This window comes from Bradyrhizobium ivorense, from assembly GCF_900696085.1.
Taxonomy (GTDB): domain Bacteria; phylum Pseudomonadota; class Alphaproteobacteria; order Rhizobiales; family Xanthobacteraceae; genus Bradyrhizobium; species Bradyrhizobium ivorense.
On record NZ_CAADFC020000028.1, the window covers coordinates 619,507 to 637,998 of the forward strand.

An 18,492-nucleotide genomic window follows, 5' to 3' on the forward strand; every position below is an offset into this window, starting at 1 on the left:
GTTTTCGGGTCCGATTCAGGCACTCAGGAGTGGGCGGCCGGACGGTTCGCCCAAACGATGCCGAGCCATGTCCCTCCAGATGACCGCCGATAGCAACGATCAATCCGCGACTGAGCCGTTCGTGGCTCACGGACCGGCGCGGCGCGGCGGCAGCATCCTCCTGGTGCTCCTGATCGCGGCCGGCATCGTCGCGGTGGCGGTCTGGCTGATGACCATCGGCCGCACCCAGGCGCAGCCTTATATCCTCGGCGTGCTGGCGCTGCTCGCCACCGTCGGGCTGTTCAACCTGTTCGCCTTCGCCGCCGGCATCATCCGCTTCTCCGACCGCGCCACCGACGACCCCGTGATGGGGCGGATCGCCGACCACGCCCAGGAGGGGCTGGTCGTCACCGACGCCCGCGGCCACGTGGTCTACTCCAACGCCGCCTATCTGGCGCTGACCGGTGCGGCCTCGGCCCAGGAGGTCCGCCCGGTCGAGCGGGTCTTCATCGGCAACCCCGACGTCTCCGAGGCCGTGTTCCGCCTGCTCAAGGCGGCGCGCGAGGGCAAGCGGCAGCTCGAGGAGGTCCGCGTCGCCGGCCATGACGGCAGCCAGGGCGGCCAAGGGGGACAAGCCCGCTGGCTGCGGCTGCGGGTGCGCCCGCTCGGCCAGGGTAAGCGCGACTCCAAATATGCGGTGTGGTCGATCGCCGACATCACCCGCGACCGCGAGCGCCAGGAGGACGTGTTCCAGGAGCTGCGGCACGCGATCGAATATCTCGACCATGCGCCGTGCGGCTTCTTCTCGGTCAATCCGGCCGGCGAGATCGCCTATGTCAACGCGACGCTGGCCAACTGGCTCGACTACGACCTAGCCGAGATCGGCTCGGGCGGGCTGAAGCTGTCCGACATCGTCTCGGGCGACGGCGCGGCGCTGCTCGCCGCGATCCAGCCGGTGCCGGGCGAGGTCAAGACCGAGGTCTTCGACATCGACCTGCGGATGCGCGGCGGCAAGACCGTGCCGGTGCGGCTCTATCACAAGCTCGCCTTCGGCGCCGACGGCGCGGCGGGCGCCTCGCGCACCCTGGTGATCAGCCGCGCCCGCGACGAGCATTCCGATCCGGAGCGCGCCGCCGAGGTGCGCTTCATGCGCTTCTTCGACCATACGCCGATGGCGATCGCCACCGTCGACCGCGGCGGCAACGTGGTCGGCGCCAATGCGCGCTACGCCAAGCTGGCGCAGAGCCTGAACGGCGAGGGCGGCGCTGCCAAGTCGATCTTCCGCGCCGTCAATCCGCGCGACCGCGGCCTCCTGATCGCGGCGATCAACCACGCCGCCGAGGGGCAGGGCGACATCCCGCCGGTCGAGGTGATGCTCGACGGGCCGAAGGAGCGCTTCGCCCAGTTCTTCGTCACGACGGTGGAGAAGGACGAGCGCGACGCCGAGACCGCGATCGTCTACATGCTCGAGACCACCGAGCGGCGCGCGCTGGAGAACCAGATCAACCAGTCGCAGAAGATGGAGATGGTCGGCCAGCTCGCCGGCGGCATCGCGCACGACTTCAACAACGTGCTGTCCGCCATCATGATGGCGAACGACTTCCTGCTGAACGCGCACAAGCCGACCGACCCGTCGTTCCAGGACATCATGCAGATCAAGCAGAACGCCACCCGCGCCGCGACGCTGGTGCGGCAGCTGCTGGCGTTCTCGCGCCGCCAGACGCTGCGGCCGCAGGTGCTCGATCTCGGCGATGCGCTGTCGGACCTCACCATGCTGCTGCGCCGGCTGATCGGCGAGAAGGTCAAGCTCGACCTCGTGCACGGCCGCGACCTCTGGCCGGTGAAGGTCGACGTCTCGCAGTTCGAGCAGGTGGTGGTCAACCTCGCAGTCAACGCGCGCGACGCGATGGCTGACGGCGGCAAGCTGATCATCCGCACCGGCAACGTCTCGACCGAGGAGGCCGCGCAGCTCGCCAACAAGGGCATGCCGGCGGCGGACTATGTCAAGATCGAGATTTCCGACACCGGCACCGGCATTCCCGCCGAGATCATCGACAAGATCTTCGAGCCGTTCTTCTCCACCAAGGAAGTCGGCAAGGGCACCGGCCTCGGCCTCTCCACGGTGTACGGCATCGTCAAGCAGACCGGCGGTTTCGTCTACGTCGATTCCGTGCCCGGCGAAGGCACCACGTTCCGCATCTATTTGCCGCGGTACCGGCCCGAGCAGGAGGATGCGCCGGAGGCCCATGCCGGCAACGGCGCGGCGAAGGAGGCCGGTGCTGGCGCCGAAGCGGCCAAGCCGAAGCCCGATCTGACCGGGCAGGGCACCATCCTCTTGGTCGAGGACGAGGACGGCCTGCGCGCGCTGAATGCACGCGGCCTGCGCTCGCGCGGCTACAGCGTGATCGAGGCCGCCAACGGCGTCGAGGCGCTGGAGGCTTTTGCCGAGAAGGACGGCGCCGTCGATCTGGTCGTGTCCGACGTCGTGATGCCGGAGATGGACGGGCCGACGCTGCTGAAGGAAATGCGCAGCCGCAGTCCCGAGCTGAAGATCATCTTCGTCTCCGGCTATGCCGAGGACGCCTTCGAGAAGAGCCTGCCGGAGAACCAGCAATTCGCGTTCCTGCCAAAACCGTTCACGCTGACGCAGCTGGTCGCCGCGGTGAAGGAAACCATGACGGCGAAGTAGGCGCGGTCGGTTTCGACCGTCGTCCTGGCTTTCCGCCAGGAGGACGCTGACGATTTGGTGCCACTCGTGAGGCATATCCGGGCATGACGAGCTATGGAACGTGGGCGGAGGGGACAGCCTGCCGTCGGAGGCGCAGTGCCAAATCTCGAAAAACAACCCCATGCAAAGTAGCCGGCCGGCTGCCGGTGTTCGATCGACACGGCCGCTTGACACGTCGGGCAACTCAGGGATACCCTTCCAATATTCCGAAATCGCACCCTGATATGCGATAGCTGTGCTCCGACGGGGAGAGCTGAGCCGCCGGCGCTGCTCGCGCGCGATCCAGGCTCAATGCGTCCTAGGGCACGTTCTCCCGCCCACAAGGACCATAGTGTCACATCTCCGCGACCGAGGGCCGCAGCCGCGGTTCCGGTTTCCGGCTTCACTTTTAACCGTCCCTGCCCATCTTAGGGGCGTTTCCCCATGCCGGGGATTCCTGAGGAAACCAACATGAATTTCTCGCAACGCACGCGTGGAATTGTACGGGCGATCGCCGTCGCGATGGCGCTGGCGCTGCCCGTCGTGATGACCGTTTCGGAGGCCGACGCGCGCGTCGGCGGCGGAGGCTCGCGCGGCTCGCGCACCTTCTCCGCGCCGCCCTCGACCAACACGGCGCCTGGCACCGCCGCGCCGATGAACCGTACCTTCAGCCAGCCTGGCAGCCCCAACATGGGTGCGCCGGCGGCGGCGAATTCCGGTGGCTTGTTCGGCCGTGGCGGAATGGGCCGCGGCCTGCTCGGCGGCCTTGCCGCCGGCTTCCTCGGCGCCGGCCTGTTCGGCATGCTGTTCGGCGGCGGCCTGTTCTCCGGCCTCGGCGGCCTGTCGTCGATCCTCGGCCTGCTGCTGCAGATCGGCTTGATCGTGCTCGTGGTCCGGCTCGCGATGGTGTGGTGGCAGCGGCGCAACTCGCCGGCCCCGGCTTACGCCAGCGGCCCCGACGTCGGCCCCGGCCCGCAGCCGAACTATCGCTCGGGCTTCGGCTTCGGCATCGGCGGTTCGAATGCGCCGGTCGAGATCGCGCCGGCCGACTATGAGGCGTTCGAGCGGCTGCTCGGCGAGGTGCAGACCGCGTGGTCGAACGAGGACATCGCGAAGCTGCACACGCTGGCGACGCCGGAGATGGTCTCGTACTTCTCGAAGGATCTCGAGGAGAACAAGGCGCGCAACGTCACCAACAAGGTGACCAATGTGAAGCTGCTGCAGGGCGACCTCGCGGAAGCCTGGCGCGAAGGCGACAGCGAATACGCGACGGTTGCGATGCGCTACGCCCTGGTCGACACCATGCTCGATCGCGCGACGGGCCGCCTGGTCGGCGGCAGCGAGCAGCCGCAGGAGGTCACGGAGGTGTGGACCTTCGTGCGCCAGCGCGGCGGCAATTGGGAACTCTCGGCGATCCAGCAGACCAGCTGATCGACCGGCCAGCAATTGCCCAGTCAAGACATGCAAGGCGCCGCGGGCTCACCCCGCGGCGCTTTCGTTTTGAGCGCTTCATTTGTCTGTCGCGGTGCCGGAATATCCGGTGAAGCCGCGGGTTGATGTCAGCGAACTATAACAACCGTTGGGAGGAAGACATGACTATCAGTGCTCGACTTGCCGTTCCTGCCTGCCTTGCATTGGCCATGATGGCTGCGCCGCCGGCGCAAGCGCAGACCGCCGAGACCAGCTTCTTCGTCACCAGCAACGGCATCGGCAATGGCGGCAATCTCGGCGGGCTCGCCGGCGCCGACAATCATTGCCAGACGCTGGCGCAGGCCGCGGGCTTCGGCGCGCCGAAGACCTGGCGGGCCTATCTCTCGACCCAGGCGGCCGACGGCCAGCCCGCGGTGAACGCGCGCGACCGCATCGGCAAGGGACCGTGGAAGAACGTCAAGGGCACGGTGGTCGCCAAGGATGTCGCCGACCTGCACAGCGCCGGCAACAATCTCACCAAGCAGAACTCGCTGTCCGAGAAGGGCGAGCCGATCAATGGTGTCGGCGACAAGCCGACCCGTCACGACGTGCTGACGGGATCGCAGGCGGACGGCACCGCCTTTGCCGCCGGCGAGGACCGCACCTGCAAGAACTGGACGAGCAGCACGCAGGGCGCGGCGATGGTCGGGCACTCCGACCGCACCGGCCTGCGCGACGACGACGCCTCGAAATCGTGGAATTCCTCGCATCCCTCGCGCGGCCCCGACGGCGGCTGCTCGCAGGCCGACCTCAAGAGCACCGGCGGCGACGGCCTGCTGTACTGCTTTGCGGCGAACTGAGGGGCGGAAGCGCAGGCGCGTCCCAGCTCTCCGTCATTGCGAGGAGCGATAGCGACGAAGCAATCCATCTCTCCGCGTGCGCGGCACGATGGATTGCGTCGCTTCGCTCGCAATTACGGGGAGAGAGCAGCGGCCGGTCAGGCCGCCTTTGCGCCTCGTCATTGCGAGGAGCGATAGCGACGAAGCAATCCATCGTGCCGCGCACGCGGGACCATGGATTGCTTCGCTTCGCTCGCAATGACGGGGAGAGAGCGGCGGCCGATTAAGCCGCCTTGCGCTTTGCCGCCGTTTTCTTGACCGGCTTCTGGGCGGCCTTCTTCTTCATGGTCTTTTTCGCCAAGTAGGCCCCGACCTTCTTCGAGGAATGGCCGACCTCGGCCACCGCGGCCTTGAGCCGGGCGGGGGTCACCTTGAACTTGTTCGACCAGTAGCGCACTTCGTAGGGCTGGCTGACAGCGATCCGCGCGCGGTCGGCGGCCTTGTGCCGCTGCTCCCCGAAATAGGCTTCCACCTTCTTGGCGGAGTGGCCGACCTTCTTGACGGCGGCCTTCAGCTTGGCCGGCGTGACCTTGAACTTCTTGGACCAGTAGGCAACCTCGTAGGACTCGCTCAACGCAATCAGGGCGCGATCGGCAGCGCCCCGCTTCTTCTTGCTGTCCGCCATGCGATGATTCCTCAATCGAAGGATTCGACGTTGGAACCTTAGCAGTCTCTGCATGGTTCGGACAGACCGCACACGGTGGACGGCGTGGCCGCAGCATGGCTACGATCGAAAGCGAACGGCAGACGTGCGGCGAACCGCGCCGCGGAGGTGAATGCATGCAGTACCAGCTCTACTACTGGCCGATGATCCAGGGCCGCGGCGAATATGTCCGGCTCGCGCTCGAAGACGCCGGCGCGCGCTACGACGACGTCGCGCGCGGCAAGGCCGGCATGGGCGCGATGATGAGGATGATGGAGACGCACAAGGGCACGCCGCCGTTCGCGCCGCCGTTCCTTGCCGCCGGCAAGCTCATGATCGGACAGACCGCCAACATCCTGCTTTATCTCGGCGCCCGCCACGGCCTCGCGCCGAAGGCGGAGGGCGGGCAGCTCTGGGTGCATCAGCTGCAGCTCACCATCGCCGATTTCGTGCTGGAGATTCACGACACCCATCACCCGCTCGGCCCGTCGCTGTATTACGAAGACCAGAAGGCGCCGGCGAAGAAGCGCACCGAGGAGTTCTGGAATTCGCGGGTGCCGAAATATCTCGGCTATTTCGAGGACCTGGTGCGGGCCGGTGGCGGCGCCTTCGTCACCGGGCGGCGCCTGACCTATGTCGACCTGTCGCTGTTCCAGATCGTGGAAGGCCTGCGCTATGCGTTTCCGAAGCGCATGGCGAGGTTCGAGAAGAATATCCCGCGTCTGATCGCGCTGCGCGACCGCGTCGCCGAGCGGCCGAACATCAAGGCGTACCTCGCCAGCGAGCGGCGAATTCCGTTCAACGAGGAGGGGATCTTCCGGCGCTACAAGGCGCTGGATTTGTAGACACCGTCGCGCGACGTTGTTGCTCTCGCCATGGCCGGGCTTGACCCGGCCATCCGCGTCTTTGCGGGATGGATGCTCGGGTCAAGCCCGGGCATGACGGAGTGATGTGGTGTGCGCCGCGCATCGCGCCCCGCGATCACGTGTGAAAAGCCTACTGACTCCGCCCGTCCACCGGCGTCATCGCGATCTTCGACAATTCGATGCCGTCGATGCAGCTCACATTCAGCGCCACGACATCGCTGCCGTCGGGCTTCGTGCCGAGCGCGAACACGTCGACGCCGCAATCGACGCAGAGCTGGTGGTGGATGGCGTGGCGGTTGAACAGATATTCCTTCAGGTTCTCGGCGCCGGCGCGCAGCTGGAAACTCGACGGCGGCAGGAACACGAAGTGCAGGCCCTTCTTGGTACAGATCGAGCAGTTGCACGCCGTCACCATCGCCAGGTCGGTGGTGCATTCGAAGCGGACCTGGCCGCAATGGCAGCCGCCGGTATAGGTCTTGCTGTCAGGCATGATCGTCCCTCACCACAATCCGGGCACGAGGCGATAGCGCACCCGCGCCGCATAGTCGGCATAGCCTTTTAGTCCGGCAAGCAGCGTGCGCTCCTCGATCGCCGTGCGGATCGCAAACAGCACGAAGAACAGCGGCGTGAAGAGGAGGCCCCACCACGAGCCAAGCAGCAGCGGCACGCCGACGAAGAACAGCATGATGCTCGCATACATCGGATGGCGGATCAGGGCGTAGGGCCCGGTCGAGATCACCCGATGATCGCGCTCGGCCTGCAGCTTCACGACCGGCACGGCAAAGGAGTTGGTGCGGAACACCCACATGATCAGAGCCATCGAGAGCAGATACAGCGCGAGACCGGGCAGCATCAGCGCGACGCCGGCATCGGCGCCGCCGGACCGGCGTTCGAGCCCCATCGCGATGAACCACAACACGACAACGATGATGAGCGCCAGCATGAACACCTTGTCCGCGGCAGGCTGCGCCTCGCGTCCGGTCAGCCGCATGCGTTCGGCAAGCAGCGCGGGATCGATCCTGGCAAGCCACAGCCCGCAGGCCGGGCCGATCACCGCCGAGGCGATCAAATAGGTCCACGCGCCGGGCCAGTGCAGCGTGCCGGCGGTGGCGAACAGCAGCGCGCCCATGCCGATCACGAAGAACGTGTTTTGCAGGAGGAGCTTGGCGATCATCGGCGGCTCCATGCGAACAGAGGCAGCATCGCATGTTTTCCCGCGAACGTGCGGCGGCATCGATCAACTCCCCGAAAGCGCGAGGCGTTCCAGCGCTCGCCGGGTGTTGAACTCTCCGCCTTGACATTAATATAAGCAATTGCTTATATATTTTCATGGCCTCGACCGTGCAACTCACCAGCGTCCTGAAAACCCTCGCGGACCCGACGCGGCGCGCGGTGTTCGAGCGCATCGCGCGGGAAGGCGAGGTCGCCGCGACCTACCTGGTGCAGGGTTCGAAGGTGTCGCAGCCGGCGGTGTCGCAGCATCTGCGCGCGCTGCGCGATGCCGGGCTGGTCGCCGAGCGGCGCGAGGGCCGGCACATCCACTATCGCGTGGCGCCCAAAGGGCTCGGCCCGCTGCTCGACTGGCTCGGTCACTACCAGACCTTCTGGGCCGAGCGCTTCGAGAACCTGGAGAAATTGTTGAAGGAGAGTGAGTGATGGCTGAGACGCGCGCGATCACGGTCGAGAAGGTGCTGCCTTATCCCGCCGACAGGATCTGGCGAACGCTGACGACGAGCGAGCTGCTGGTGAAATGGCTGATGCCGAACGACTTTCAGCCGACGGTCGGCCACAAATTCATTTTCCGCACCAAGCCGATGGGCGACTGGGACGGCGTCGTGCACTGCGAAGTGCTGGACTGCGAGCCGCCGCGGCTGTTGCGCTATTCTTGGAAGGGCGGCGCCGACACCAATCCGGACTACGGCTCAAAGCTCGACTCGGTCGTCACCTGGAGGCTGACGCCGGTCGAGGGCGGCACCCATGTTCAGATGGTGCACGACGGCTTCGTCATGCCGGGCAACCAGTTCGCGTTCGACATGATGAGCCCGGGCTGGGGCAGGATCGTCGATGCGATCGGGCGGGTGGCGGCGGAAGCGTGACGCCGGTCACTCGTCCTTGCCGCGGCGAACCGTGATCGAGGCATCGGCCCGGGTGCGGGTGCACTCCAGATTGAGGCGGCGATAGCGCATCGTGATGGTGTTGCCGCGGAAGATGCCCATGCGCTTCAGGCAGCGCGAGGTGCCGGTGGTGGCATCGTCCTTCGGCACGGTGAAGATCAGCGCGGTGGCCGAGCCGACCAGGTTGAAGAACTCCGGCTTCATCTTGCGGTCGGTCTTGGCATAGAGCTCGGTCGAATAGTCCTTGCCGCGGCAGCCGATCGACAATTCCTTGGCGGCCGGATGCTTCAGATAGGTGATATTGGCCGCGGTGAAATTGACCTTCAGCCCGTCGATCTGGCCGGCCAGTTGCTTGGCGATGTCCTCGCAGGGGTCGGCGTGCGCGGGCGCGGCGGCCAGGCTCGTGACGAGCGCCAGCGCGGCCGGCAAGGTGGCGCGAATGCCGAGCGGCAAGCGTCGGCGCAATGGTCCGGTCATGAATACCCCCGCAGCATGAAATGCGCGAAGGTTCATGCAGGCTCCCGCGAACCGCGTCAATATCTTGCGCGGCCGCGGGCGTGATCATTGGGCTGGCTAATAGGCGGGCTTCTTGCACTTGCCGTTATGCAGCTTGGAGACCCCGGCGGCCTGGCGCTCGCAATCGTTGCCGTAGGTCTTGCCATCGCAGCCGCACACCGGCTTGAAGATCCGGGTGCAGATGGTCGGCTTGCGCGCGCAAATGCCCATCTGGTCGCCGCGGCCGCAGGTTCCCACCTTGAACTGGCAGTACTCCTCGGGGCCACACTGCAGCGGGATGATGCCGCCGCACCTCTGGCCGGCGGCATTTGCGGCGGCGGGGATCGCGATCAGCAATGCCAGCGCGGCGAACGAGACGAACAGTCCGGTCTTCATGGTGGCCTCCCCTGGTCGTGTATGGGAGCCTATTATTACACAACCTGTGATTACATACATGTGAAGTGTCACACATGGATTGTTGCGCCGGACGCTCGGGAGGCATGGGGTTTTCGTGGGCTCATCGTGGCCGGTGTTCCCTTCCTTTTGTCGGGAAAAAGCTTAGAACGGCTCTACATTGCCGGCTGCACCGCGGCCGGCATCGGCCTTTCGAACCGATGAGCAGCTCATGAACGCCCCCACTGCCTTTCCCGACCAGCAAAAGCCCGTTCCGCCCTACAAGCACACCCCGTTGTTCCCGCTTGGTGCGGACACCACGCCCTACAAGAAGGTGACGAGCGAGGGCGTCCGGGTCGAGAAGGTCTTGGGCAAGGATATGGTCGTGGTGTCGCGCGAGGCGCTGCGGGCGCTCTCCGAGGCGGCGTTCGGCGAGATCAACCACTATTTGCGTCCGGGCCACCTCAAGCAGCTGCGCAACATCCTCGACGACAAGGAAGCCAGCGACAACGACAAGTTCGTCGCCTTCGACTTCCTGAAGAACGCCAACATCGCGGCCGGCGGCGTGCTGCCGATGTGCCAGGACACCGGCACCGCGATCATCATGGGCAAGAAGGGCTGCAACGTCATCACCGACGGCGACGACGAGGCCGCGCTCTCCGAGGGCGCCCGCGACGCCTATCTGCGCCGCAACCTGCGCTATTCGCAGGTCGCGCCGCTGTCGATGTATGAGGAGAAGAACACCGCCAACAACATGCCGGCGCAGTGCGAGATCTACGCCGAGGGTGACGACGCCTACAAGTTCATGTTCATGGCCAAGGGCGGCGGCTCCGCCAACAAGAGCTTTCTGTTCCAGGCGACGCCGTCGGTGCTGACCAAGGATCGACTGCTCGCGTTCCTGAAGGAGAAGGTGCTGACGCTCGGCACCGCGGCGTGCCCCCCGTACCACCTTGCGATCGTGATCGGCGGCACCTCCGCCGAGCTCTGCATGAAGACGGTGAAGCTCGCCTCCGCACGCTATCTCGATGCGCTGCCGACCCACGGCTCGGCCGACGGCAATGCATTCCGCGATTTGGAGATGGAGCAGGAAATTTTGAAGATGACGCAATCGCTCGGCGTCGGCGCGCAGTTCGGCGGCAAATATTTCTGCCACGACGTGCGCGTGATCCGGCTGCCGCGCCACGGCGCCTCGCTGCCGATCGGGCTCGGCGTCTCCTGCTCGGCGGATCGCCAGGTGCTCGGTAAGATCACCAAGGACGGCGTCTATCTCGAGGAGCTCGAGCACAATCCCGCGCAGTATCTGCCGGCGGTCGAGCAGTCGCTCGGCGGCGAGGTGGTCAAGATCGATCTCAACAAGCCGATGAAGGAGATCCTGGCGACGCTGGCGCAATATCCGATCAAGACCCGCGTCTCGATGACCGGCACCATGATCGTGGCCCGCGACTCCGCGCACGCAAAACTGCGCGAGCGGCTGGAGAAGGGCGAGCCGCTGCCGGACTATTTCAAGAACCATCCGGTGTACTACGCCGGCCCCGCCAAGACGCCCGACGGTTACGCCTCCGGCGCGTTCGGCCCGACCACCGCGGGACGCATGGACTCGTTCGTCGACCAGTTCCAGGCCGCCGGCGGCTCGATGGTGATGGTCGCCAAGGGCAACCGCGCGGTCGCGGTGCGCGAGGCCTGCAAGAAGCACGGCGGCTTCTATCTCGGCTCGATCGGCGGCGCTGCGGCGAACCTCGCCGAGCACTGCATCAAGAAGGTCGAGGTGGTCGAGTATCCCGAACTCGGCATGGAGGCGATCTGGCGCATCGAGGTGGTCGACTTCCCGGCCTTCATCATCATCGATGACAAGGGCAACGACTTCTTCAAGGAATTGAATCTGGGTTGAGGGCGGTCGGCCTCGACGGATTTTCAAAAGGCTGGGTCGCCGTCGCAATTGACGGCGACCAACGCACGATTTCCTTCCATCCTGACATTGCGGACGCGCTGGCGCGTCGGTTCGACCGCACCGGCATCGATATCCCGATCGGCATGACCGACGATGGCACGCGTGCCTGCGATCTGTCGGCGCGCGCGAGATTGCGGCCGCACACCTCGCGCGTCTTCACCGGTGCGCGGCGCTGGCTGTGGCAAGAGTTTTCCGATGCCGACAAAGCGAATGCGGAAGCAGAGCGCCGCGGTCAGACCAAGGTGTCGCGCCAGCTCTGGCACATCGGCAAGAAGATCATGGAGGTCGACGCCTTCATGCGCGCGCACCAGGCGCGCGACATCCGCGAGGTGCATCCCGAACTGGTGTTCCTGCGGCTCAACGGCGGCAGGCCGGTGGCGCCGAAGAAATCGGAAGAGGGCGATGCCCTCCGCCGCAGGCTGCTCAAGCGTGCCGGCTTCCGCGAGCTCGACCGCTGGCTTACCGAGGCGCGGATCGGCAGCGGCGCCAAGCGTGACGACGTGCTGGATGCCTGCGCCGTCGCGCTGGCTGCGCACGAGCCGCATGGTTGCGTCCCCAACGGGCGAGCGCCGCGCGACACACACGGTCTGCCGATGCAGATCTGGTACTAGCCGCGCCCGGCGGCCGTATTGCTTGCGTTAACCACGATGCAATGGGTGCGACGTTTTGGCACGTGCTAGGTTGCAGTCGCCGAACAAAGCAACCGATTTACGCCAAGGAGCCTTAATCTTTCTCGCCGACGCTGCGCGCCATCCTGCCGGGAGAACGAGCAGGGGCGGGTGGCATGCAAGATTCGACGATGAAGCAAATTGGATGGGTAGTGCTCGTCCTCAGCGCCCTTGGTCTGGCCGGCTGCAAGGAAGAGCGGCCGCCGGGTGTCTATGACGTCAGCGTCAGCGAGGCGTATCGACGCCTGTTCGCCGACAAGTTTGCCGACATGGTCTATGCCAAACAGTGCGGCATCCTGGTCCATGTCACGCCGGTGGGCGTGCCCGACCGTCAGGTCACCTGGAAGGTTCACAGCAGCGGCCGCGAGGTCGTGCAATTCACCGCCGTGCTGACGCCGTACAAGGACAAGCAGACCAAGGTCGAGATCCGGATTCCGCCGGCCGGCAACGGCGAGATGTATGACGGCTCGCAATTCTACAAGCGGCCGGCCTTCGACCAGCCGCTTCGTCCTGCGGTGCAGGAGCAGGTCGCCGCAATTCTCGAAGGTCGCAAATTCGACGTCCAGCGCGTCGGACCCGGAAGGGACAAGGTCTGCCAGGTGCAGCGCGGCGGCCTCACGACAGGCGTGGTGTTTCGCGTCGACGATTAATCGCTCGCGCCGGATCGTATCGGCCGGCACGGACATGCAAGGAGATTGACGATGAAGATGTTGTTTGGCGGATTCCTGGTCGCCTGCGTCGCGGGCTACCTGTACTACATCTATCCGGGCGAGGGTAACGCGGTCTATAACGTGCCGATCGGCCAGGCGCGGCAGGAGCTCTCGAGAGCCGAGCTGCCGCCCATGGTGTTCGGAAGCGCGCAGCTCGACACCACGGTCCGCAGCAGCGACACCGAGGTGGTGTGGATCGTCCGCAGACGGAGCGAGGAGCTGTTCCGCTACACCGCTCAGCTCACTTCGGAAGAGAAGGGTGCCGCAACCCGTGTCCAGCTGAAGCTGGAAGGCGCCAAGGGGAAAACCGAAGACTACGCCAAGAACCTGGCGGACAACCCCAAGATCCGTGACCTCTATCTCGTCGCGATGCAGGAACGTATCTCCTCCACGCTCCAGCGCCGGCCGTACGAGATGGGACGCATCCATCCGGCGATGGCCGCTGCCGCGGTCGCGAACATGGGCAACATCCAGAAATCGGTCGACGCGGCCGCCGCGGCTTCCGCGGAGCTCGACCGCCAGAACATTCAGAAGGCCTATCGCAACGAGCGGCGCTGACGCAGGAGGCGGCCAGAGCGCGATGAGATCAGGTTTCGATCATCATCGCGCTTGAGCTCTTGCTGTTGACGCGGGCTTTACGCCCGTGTGCCGGTGAAGGGGAAGCTGCCCATCGGGCCGATGCCCATCTCGCCGGAGATGCCGTCGCCCGAGATCTGGCCGGAGAATTCGAGCGTCAGCGGCATCGGGTTGGTGATGGAAACCTTCCAGGCGACGCTGTCGCCGTTCACGGTGCCGTCGAAGATATCGGTCGAATTGCCGTCGGCACCCTGCGTACCGGTGAGCGTCCCGCCGGCGCTCGTCAGCGACAGCGTCGCCTTGCGCTCGCCCATCGGCGTCGTCATCGTGAGATTCCAGTTTCCGTCCACCGCCATGAATGTCTCCCCTCGAGGTAAAAGCGTTTTCAAGCGAAGTGGATACCGGTTCGCGTGAAGAAAACGCGTCTGAACAAAGCGTGCGAGGCGGTATAGCCCAATCTGCCGCGCAAGCCTAACGGTTTAGGACCTGCGGCGATCAGGCGCGGGCGGCAGCGGCGCGCAGCCGGCTCGTAATCACGATGCGGAAGACGACGTACTGGATCGCGAAGGCGGCGATCTTGGCGCCGACCAGCACCACCGATACGTAGAACGCCCACAGTCCCATGTCGCCGGTCGATGCGACGGCGACCGTGCCGGCGGCAAGCACGAACATCAGGGCGGCCCAGGCGTAGCCCGCGAGGATGGCCTGGTCCGGGATGTTCTGCTTCACGATCGGCGGCAAATAGGGCAGCATCCAGCCACGCTTGAGCATGATCGCGCCGATCGCCACGTGGCCGATCGCGGGCTTTGCCAACACGAAGCGCGGATCGTGGGTGAGCAGGGTCGCCCCGCCCAGCACGATCACCAGCGCCAGGCTGGCCCAGGTCATGTAGCCGAGCGCCTCGCCCTTCACGCGCATAAAGATCACCTGGGCGATCGCGCCTGCGACCGCGATGCCCGTGGCGAGCAGCACGTTGTCGGTGGCGAAATACACCACCAGGAACACGATGGTGGAGAAGAAGTCGCTCGCAAGCCTTGCCAGTACGCTCTTCATCGTCGTGCTTTCCGTTTCCTCTGATCGTTATGGTTTTGTGTGTGTGTGTCTTAGTGCGAGGGCAGTGCGCGGGCCGGCGGCGCGCCGTACTTGGCCTTGCGATACTGCGGATACCACCGCGTGAAGCAGACCGCGGCATTGCGCGCGGCGAAGGCGACCAGGAGGCCGGTCCACAGCGGCAGGGCGGGCACGTAAAGCACCGCGATGTTGCCGATCAACATCAGCAGCACGGCGCCGGTCCAGGCCCAGGTGATCAGATAGTTGGCTTGCGTGAAGCCAGGCAGCTTCGCGATCTCGGCATCGACCTGCTCCACCGCATATTGCCGCGCGAAGGGATGGCCGACCAGGATCGAGCCGAGCGACACCACGAGCATGCCGGCGTCGATGGCAATCTTCACGGCGATCGTGCTCGGCGTCGGATCGACGAAGGTGAGGTAGCTGCCGACCGCGGTGAACACGATCACCGAGCCGACGGTGAGGATCTTGATGCTGCGGCGGCGCGCGACGTCGAAGGCGATCACGCCAAGGCAAATCAGCGCGGCGCAGAGCAGGCTCACGGTGGCTGATGTCACCAGCATCAAGGTGGCGAAGGCACCGTAGGGAGCGAGGACCAGGAAGATCGTCATCGGAAGCCTCATCAGCCAATCTTTACACCGTAAAGATACCCTAAGGGTGAGGCGTGGAGTCGTCAAGCGAAATCTTTACAGTGTCAAAATCGTGAAGCGAATGAGAAAATACGAGTAGTTTCAATTGCTTGATTTCAAGGCGCCGGGGCGGGTGCTCCTTCTCGCCGCCGTCATGGCCGGGCTTGTCCCGGCCATCCGCGTCTTTCCAACGGCAAAGACGTGGATGCCCGGCACGAGGCCGGGCATGACGATGGGGAGGCATTGGCGCCGGAGTTGGCGCCGACCGCTACTCCGCGCCCACCCAATTGCCGTGAAATCCGTCCGGGACGCGGTGGCCAAGATGCACCAGCGCGGTCGGGCCGGCCTCGACATCCTGCGCGTTGAAGACGGCGAGGTCGCTGCGGTTCTCGCGGGCGCGCCAGACCACCGCGACCAGCCAGCCGTCGCCCTCGGCGGCATCGCTGCCGCGTTCGACGAACACCGGCTCGGAGATGGTGTCGCCGGCCGGCAGCAGATAGTGGCCGAGCCGCTTGCCCTTGCCGTCGACATGCACGATGCCCGACAGCGCGAACATCGGCAGCGCGGGATTGGCGCAGGCGTACCAGCCGTGATTGCTCTTCAGTCCCGCCCGGCGGTCATCGACGCGCGGGAATTCACCCCAGAGATCGTCGAGATAGGTCTGCGTGAAACGGTCGGTATTGCCGGAAAGGTCGAAGGTCCAGCGGCAGTAGCGCGCCTGGCTCTTGTTCGGATCGGTCGGCGAGCCGTCCGGGTGGTTGAACAGCGGCGCTTCCTCGGCCTGCATCACGTCGGCGATGATGCGGTTGCCGTCCTCCCAGGCGTTCATGACGTGGAAGACGTAACAGGACTCGGCGCGGAACCAGACGATGTCGTTGGACGAACCGCTGCGCTTCATCACGCCGACATAGGCGCCCTTGTCCGGCTCCCAGGCGTAGGGCGCCTGGCCGCGCATCGCGCGCTGCATGCTGCCGGTGATCGGCAGCACAGGAAACAGTACGTGGTTTTCGGTGACGATGAAGTCGTGCACCATGCTGGCATAGGGCGCCTCGAACCGCTCGAACCGCGTCACCGCGCCGGATGCATTGACCGCGCCGAACGAGATCTGCGGCGTCAGCGGGCCCGCGGCGTTGTAGCCGAAGAACAGCATCTCGCCGGTGAGCGGATCGATCTTGGGATGGGCGGTGAAGGGGCCCGAGATCGCGCCCTTGTAGTCGCAATAGCCTGTTCGCTTCAGCGTGCCGGGCTCGATCTCGGTCGGCAGATGGCCTTCCTCGAGCGCGAGCAGGCGGCCGGCATGGAAGATGATGTTGGTGTTGGCGACGCCGCCGTCGGTCGTGATCGTCTCCGGCGTGTTGGGCAGCTTGCGGCCGAAGCCGCCGAACAGCGCGCGGCCGGCGTCGTGCTCGGCCTGCCATTTGGGGGTGCGGATCCAGCGGTTGCGATAACTGGCGCGGCCACCCTCGAGATGGAAGGCGTGCAGCATGCCGTCGCCGACGAACCAGTGCGCGCCCGGCACGTCGAACTGCGGATTGGGACCGTTGCGATACAGCGTGCCGTTCAATTCGCGCGGCAGCTCGCCCGAAATCTTCAGGAACGGCGCATCGGCCTCGAAAGGTATCGGCGCCAGATTGGGCCGCTTGGCGTTGATGGTCACCTGATCGAGCATTCCGCGTCTCCTCCATTTTGATCTTTACATCGTAAAGATATCAGTAGAGATGCTGCCGGCGATCGTCAAGCAAAATCTTTACAGTGTAAAAATTGCGTCATATAAGGTGACCCATGGCAAGATTATCCCGCGAAAACAAAGCTGCTCGCGCGGCACCGGCGCGAAGTCGCAGGGTTAAGCGAGCTGCGGCCGATCGTCCGGCGCCGAAGCGGCGCAGCAGCGACGCGCCGTATCATCACGGCGATCTGCATGAGGCGCTGCTGAAGGCGGCCGAGCAGGTGCTCGAGCGTGACGGGTTGCCGGGGCTGACCTTGCGCGCGGTGGCGCGTGAGGCCGGCGTGTCGCACGCCGCGCCGACGCATCATTTCGGCGATCTCACCGGGCTGGTGAGCGAACTCGCGGCGATCGGCTTTCGGCAGTTCGGCGTGGCGATGGCGGCCGCAGATGCATCCGCGGCGACGCCGTCCGAGAAGGGCGTGGCGAGCGCCAAGGCCTATGTCGCGTATGCCGAGGCGCATCCCGGCATGTATGGGCTGATGTTCCGCAGCGAGCGGCTGGATTATTCGCGGCCGTCGCTGCACGAGGCGTCCGAAGCCTCGTTCGCGGGGCTGGCCCGCGGCGTCGGCGCAAGCCGGCGCGAGCAGATTTCCAAGGAATCGCTGTCGCTGGACCAGGCCGCCGCGATCGCATCGGCCTGGTCGCTGGTGCATGGTTTCACCATGCTGCTGCTCGACGGACGTCTCTCCAAGATCCTGAAGCTGCTGCCCGAGGGCACGACGCCGGAAATGCTGCTGACCGCGATGCTGCGGCTGAGCGCAGGCCGCCCGCCGCGGCCGTAACGGCCTTGGGTCTCTCCACCTCGCCCCGCTTGCGGGGAGAGGTCGGAACGCATCGTGAGATGCGTTCCGGGTGAGGGGGAGCTTCCGCGAGTCCAATGGTCGCCACGTTATGTGGTGGCAGCCCCCCAGCCCTCTCAGCGCGAGCTTTGCTCGTCGCGGCCCCGTAAGAACGGGGAGAGGGAGAGCGACCTACCGCTTGACCAGCGCGGTGCTGCGGCCGCTCTGGCCGATCGTCTTCACGGAATCCTTGCCGCAGTTGAAATCGCGGGCGAACTCGTCGGCGGCCTGCCGTGCCAGCGCGTTGGCATTGGGATTGGCCGCGACGTCGACATAGGCGATGTGACACACTGCGCCCGGCGGCAGCCGGGTCACCGCGAGCATCGCCCGCGAAACCGGACCGCCTCTTTTGTCCTGCTCGCTGTTGTCGGCGATCAGCCAGCGCTGGATGATGGCGAAGGGCTTGTTGTCGGCCGCGCGCCATTCGACGGTATCGCCGGTCGAGCTGAACGGGCCGAACCAGGCCTGCGCCGCCGGTTCCTTGGCCGCGGCCTCGCGGTTTCGGCCTACCGATACCACTTCGCGCAGGTCGCCCTCATTGATCAGCACCACGAGGCCGTATTTCCCCGGGCAGACCCGCGTGGCGCTGCCGTCCTCATCGTTGGGCTTGCCGATCATGCGGCAGGCCTTCGGCGCCGTCGATGAATAGCTGCTGCTGATCGTCTCGGCGCCGGCCTGACCGGGGCCTGCGCCGGCCAGCGCTGCAACGGTTGTTGCAATTGTGAGATATTTCATCGGGAAAACCTGCGATCCGGACGTTACTTTGTGTCTGACATATGCAATCTGGGGAAGGTTCAACTGACATGCCGGAAACACCTGACA

At 65.4% G+C, this 18,492-nt stretch carries 21 protein-coding genes; 11 read left to right on the top strand and 10 right to left on the bottom strand.

Features of this window, described 5'->3' with window-relative positions; translation table 11 throughout:
• Positions 1-79 precede the first annotated feature (79 nt).
• The 3 genes from cckA to CI41S_RS34000 all read left to right on the top strand — a co-directional run bounded on the left by cckA (position 80) and on the right by CI41S_RS34000 (position 4,956).
• Positions 80-2,668, top strand: a complete 2,589-nt coding sequence (gene cckA / locus CI41S_RS33990; RefSeq protein ID WP_139863572.1) for a cell cycle histidine kinase CckA — start codon at positions 80-82, stop codon at positions 2,666-2,668.
• 462 nt (positions 2,669-3,130) lie between these two features.
• Positions 3,131-4,117 (top strand): Tim44 domain-containing protein, encoded by a 987-nt coding sequence (locus CI41S_RS33995; RefSeq protein ID WP_139863381.1) that lies wholly within the window; start codon positions 3,131-3,133, stop codon positions 4,115-4,117.
• A 161-nt stretch (positions 4,118-4,278) separates the two neighbouring features.
• Positions 4,279-4,956 carry a lectin gene (locus CI41S_RS34000; protein ID WP_139863382.1) on the top strand — a complete coding sequence of 226 codons (678 nt, stop codon included), beginning with the start codon at positions 4,279-4,281 and terminating at the stop codon, positions 4,954-4,956.
• A gap of 262 nt (positions 4,957-5,218) precedes the next feature.
• Here the strand turns inward: CI41S_RS34000 and CI41S_RS34010 are convergent, their stop codons facing one another.
• A complete protein-coding gene (locus tag CI41S_RS34010; RefSeq protein ID WP_139863384.1) occupies positions 5,219-5,620 on the bottom strand; it encodes a DUF3606 domain-containing protein in 402 nt (133 codons plus the stop codon).
• 155 nt (positions 5,621-5,775) lie between these two features.
• Between CI41S_RS34010 and CI41S_RS34015 the strand changes: the two genes are divergently transcribed.
• Positions 5,776-6,483, top strand: a complete 708-nt coding sequence (locus CI41S_RS34015) for a glutathione S-transferase (RefSeq protein WP_139484859.1) — start codon at positions 5,776-5,778, stop codon at positions 6,481-6,483.
• Between the two features lie 151 nt (positions 6,484-6,634).
• Here the strand turns inward: CI41S_RS34015 and CI41S_RS34020 are convergent, their stop codons facing one another.
• The gene (locus CI41S_RS34020) at positions 6,635-6,994 is read right to left on the bottom strand and encodes a GFA family protein (protein ID WP_139863385.1); all 360 of its coding nucleotides are present in this window, start codon (positions 6,992-6,994) and stop codon (positions 6,635-6,637) included.
• 9 nt (positions 6,995-7,003) lie between these two features.
• Positions 7,004-7,678: a methyltransferase family protein gene (locus tag CI41S_RS34025; RefSeq protein WP_139484857.1), complete on the bottom strand. Its 675-nt coding sequence runs from the start codon at positions 7,676-7,678 to the stop codon at positions 7,004-7,006.
• Positions 7,679-7,833: 155 nt separating this feature from the next.
• Between CI41S_RS34025 and CI41S_RS34030 the strand changes: the two genes are divergently transcribed.
• Both CI41S_RS34030 and CI41S_RS34035 read left to right on the top strand, forming a co-directional pair.
• Complete coding sequence (locus tag CI41S_RS34030) at positions 7,834-8,160, top strand: ArsR/SmtB family transcription factor (protein ID WP_139484856.1); 327 nt, start codon at positions 7,834-7,836, stop codon at positions 8,158-8,160.
• Complete coding sequence (locus CI41S_RS34035) at positions 8,160-8,600, top strand: SRPBCC family protein (RefSeq protein WP_139863386.1); 441 nt, start codon at positions 8,160-8,162, stop codon at positions 8,598-8,600. The genes CI41S_RS34030 and CI41S_RS34035 overlap by 1 nt, the downstream gene beginning before the upstream one ends.
• A 6-nt stretch (positions 8,601-8,606) precedes the next feature.
• Here CI41S_RS34035 and CI41S_RS34040 read toward each other — a convergent pair whose 3' ends face one another.
• Positions 8,607-9,095: a hypothetical protein gene (locus CI41S_RS34040; protein ID WP_139484854.1), complete on the bottom strand. Its 489-nt coding sequence runs from the start codon at positions 9,093-9,095 to the stop codon at positions 8,607-8,609.
• A 96-nt stretch (positions 9,096-9,191) separates the two neighbouring features.
• The gene (locus tag CI41S_RS34045; RefSeq protein ID WP_139863387.1) at positions 9,192-9,509 is read right to left on the bottom strand and encodes a Kazal-type serine protease inhibitor family protein; all 318 of its coding nucleotides are present in this window, start codon (positions 9,507-9,509) and stop codon (positions 9,192-9,194) included.
• A gap of 229 nt (positions 9,510-9,738) precedes the next feature.
• On the opposite strand from CI41S_RS34045, the gene CI41S_RS34050 reads away from it, so the two are divergent.
• The 4 genes from CI41S_RS34050 (at position 9,739) to CI41S_RS34065 (ending at position 13,390) form a co-directional block, all read left to right on the top strand.
• A complete protein-coding gene (locus CI41S_RS34050) occupies positions 9,739-11,394 on the top strand; it encodes a fumarate hydratase (protein WP_139863388.1) in 1,656 nt (551 codons plus the stop codon).
• Positions 11,391-12,065, top strand: coding sequence for a DUF429 domain-containing protein (locus CI41S_RS34055; RefSeq protein ID WP_139863389.1), 675 nt, complete (start codon positions 11,391-11,393; stop codon positions 12,063-12,065). The genes CI41S_RS34050 and CI41S_RS34055 overlap by 4 nt, the downstream gene beginning before the upstream one ends.
• 209 nt (positions 12,066-12,274) lie before the next feature.
• Positions 12,275-12,772 (top strand): hypothetical protein, encoded by a 498-nt coding sequence (locus CI41S_RS34060; protein ID WP_172628291.1) that lies wholly within the window; start codon positions 12,275-12,277, stop codon positions 12,770-12,772.
• Positions 12,773-12,823: 51 nt separating this feature from the next.
• Positions 12,824-13,390 carry a hypothetical protein gene (locus CI41S_RS34065; RefSeq protein WP_139863391.1) on the top strand — a complete coding sequence of 189 codons (567 nt, stop codon included), beginning with the start codon at positions 12,824-12,826 and terminating at the stop codon, positions 13,388-13,390.
• 77 nt (positions 13,391-13,467) lie between these two features.
• On the opposite strand, the gene CI41S_RS34070 is transcribed toward CI41S_RS34065, so the two are convergent.
• The 4 genes from CI41S_RS34070 to CI41S_RS34085 all read right to left on the bottom strand — a co-directional run bounded on the left by CI41S_RS34070 (position 13,468) and on the right by CI41S_RS34085 (position 16,774).
• A complete protein-coding gene (locus CI41S_RS34070) occupies positions 13,468-13,764 on the bottom strand; it encodes a hypothetical protein (protein ID WP_139484735.1) in 297 nt (98 codons plus the stop codon).
• A 139-nt stretch (positions 13,765-13,903) separates the two neighbouring features.
• On the bottom strand, positions 13,904-14,461 hold the full coding sequence (locus tag CI41S_RS34075) for an inner membrane-spanning protein YciB (protein WP_139863392.1): 558 nt from the start codon (positions 14,459-14,461) through the stop codon (positions 13,904-13,906).
• A gap of 50 nt (positions 14,462-14,511) precedes the next feature.
• Complete coding sequence (locus CI41S_RS34080; RefSeq protein WP_172628292.1) at positions 14,512-15,087, bottom strand: hypothetical protein; 576 nt, start codon at positions 15,085-15,087, stop codon at positions 14,512-14,514.
• A 286-nt stretch (positions 15,088-15,373) separates the two neighbouring features.
• Positions 15,374-16,774, bottom strand: coding sequence for a carotenoid oxygenase family protein (locus CI41S_RS34085; RefSeq protein ID WP_139863394.1), 1,401 nt, complete (start codon positions 16,772-16,774; stop codon positions 15,374-15,376).
• Between the two features lie 113 nt (positions 16,775-16,887).
• Here CI41S_RS34085 and CI41S_RS34090 point away from each other — a divergent pair, with 113 nt between their 5' ends.
• The gene (locus tag CI41S_RS34090) at positions 16,888-17,613 is read left to right on the top strand and encodes a TetR/AcrR family transcriptional regulator (protein ID WP_139863395.1); all 726 of its coding nucleotides are present in this window, start codon (positions 16,888-16,890) and stop codon (positions 17,611-17,613) included.
• A gap of 189 nt (positions 17,614-17,802) precedes the next feature.
• Here the strand turns inward: CI41S_RS34090 and CI41S_RS34095 are convergent, their stop codons facing one another.
• On the bottom strand, positions 17,803-18,405 hold the full coding sequence (locus CI41S_RS34095; RefSeq protein WP_139863396.1) for a hypothetical protein: 603 nt from the start codon (positions 18,403-18,405) through the stop codon (positions 17,803-17,805).
• Between the last annotated feature and the right edge of the window lie 87 nt (positions 18,406-18,492).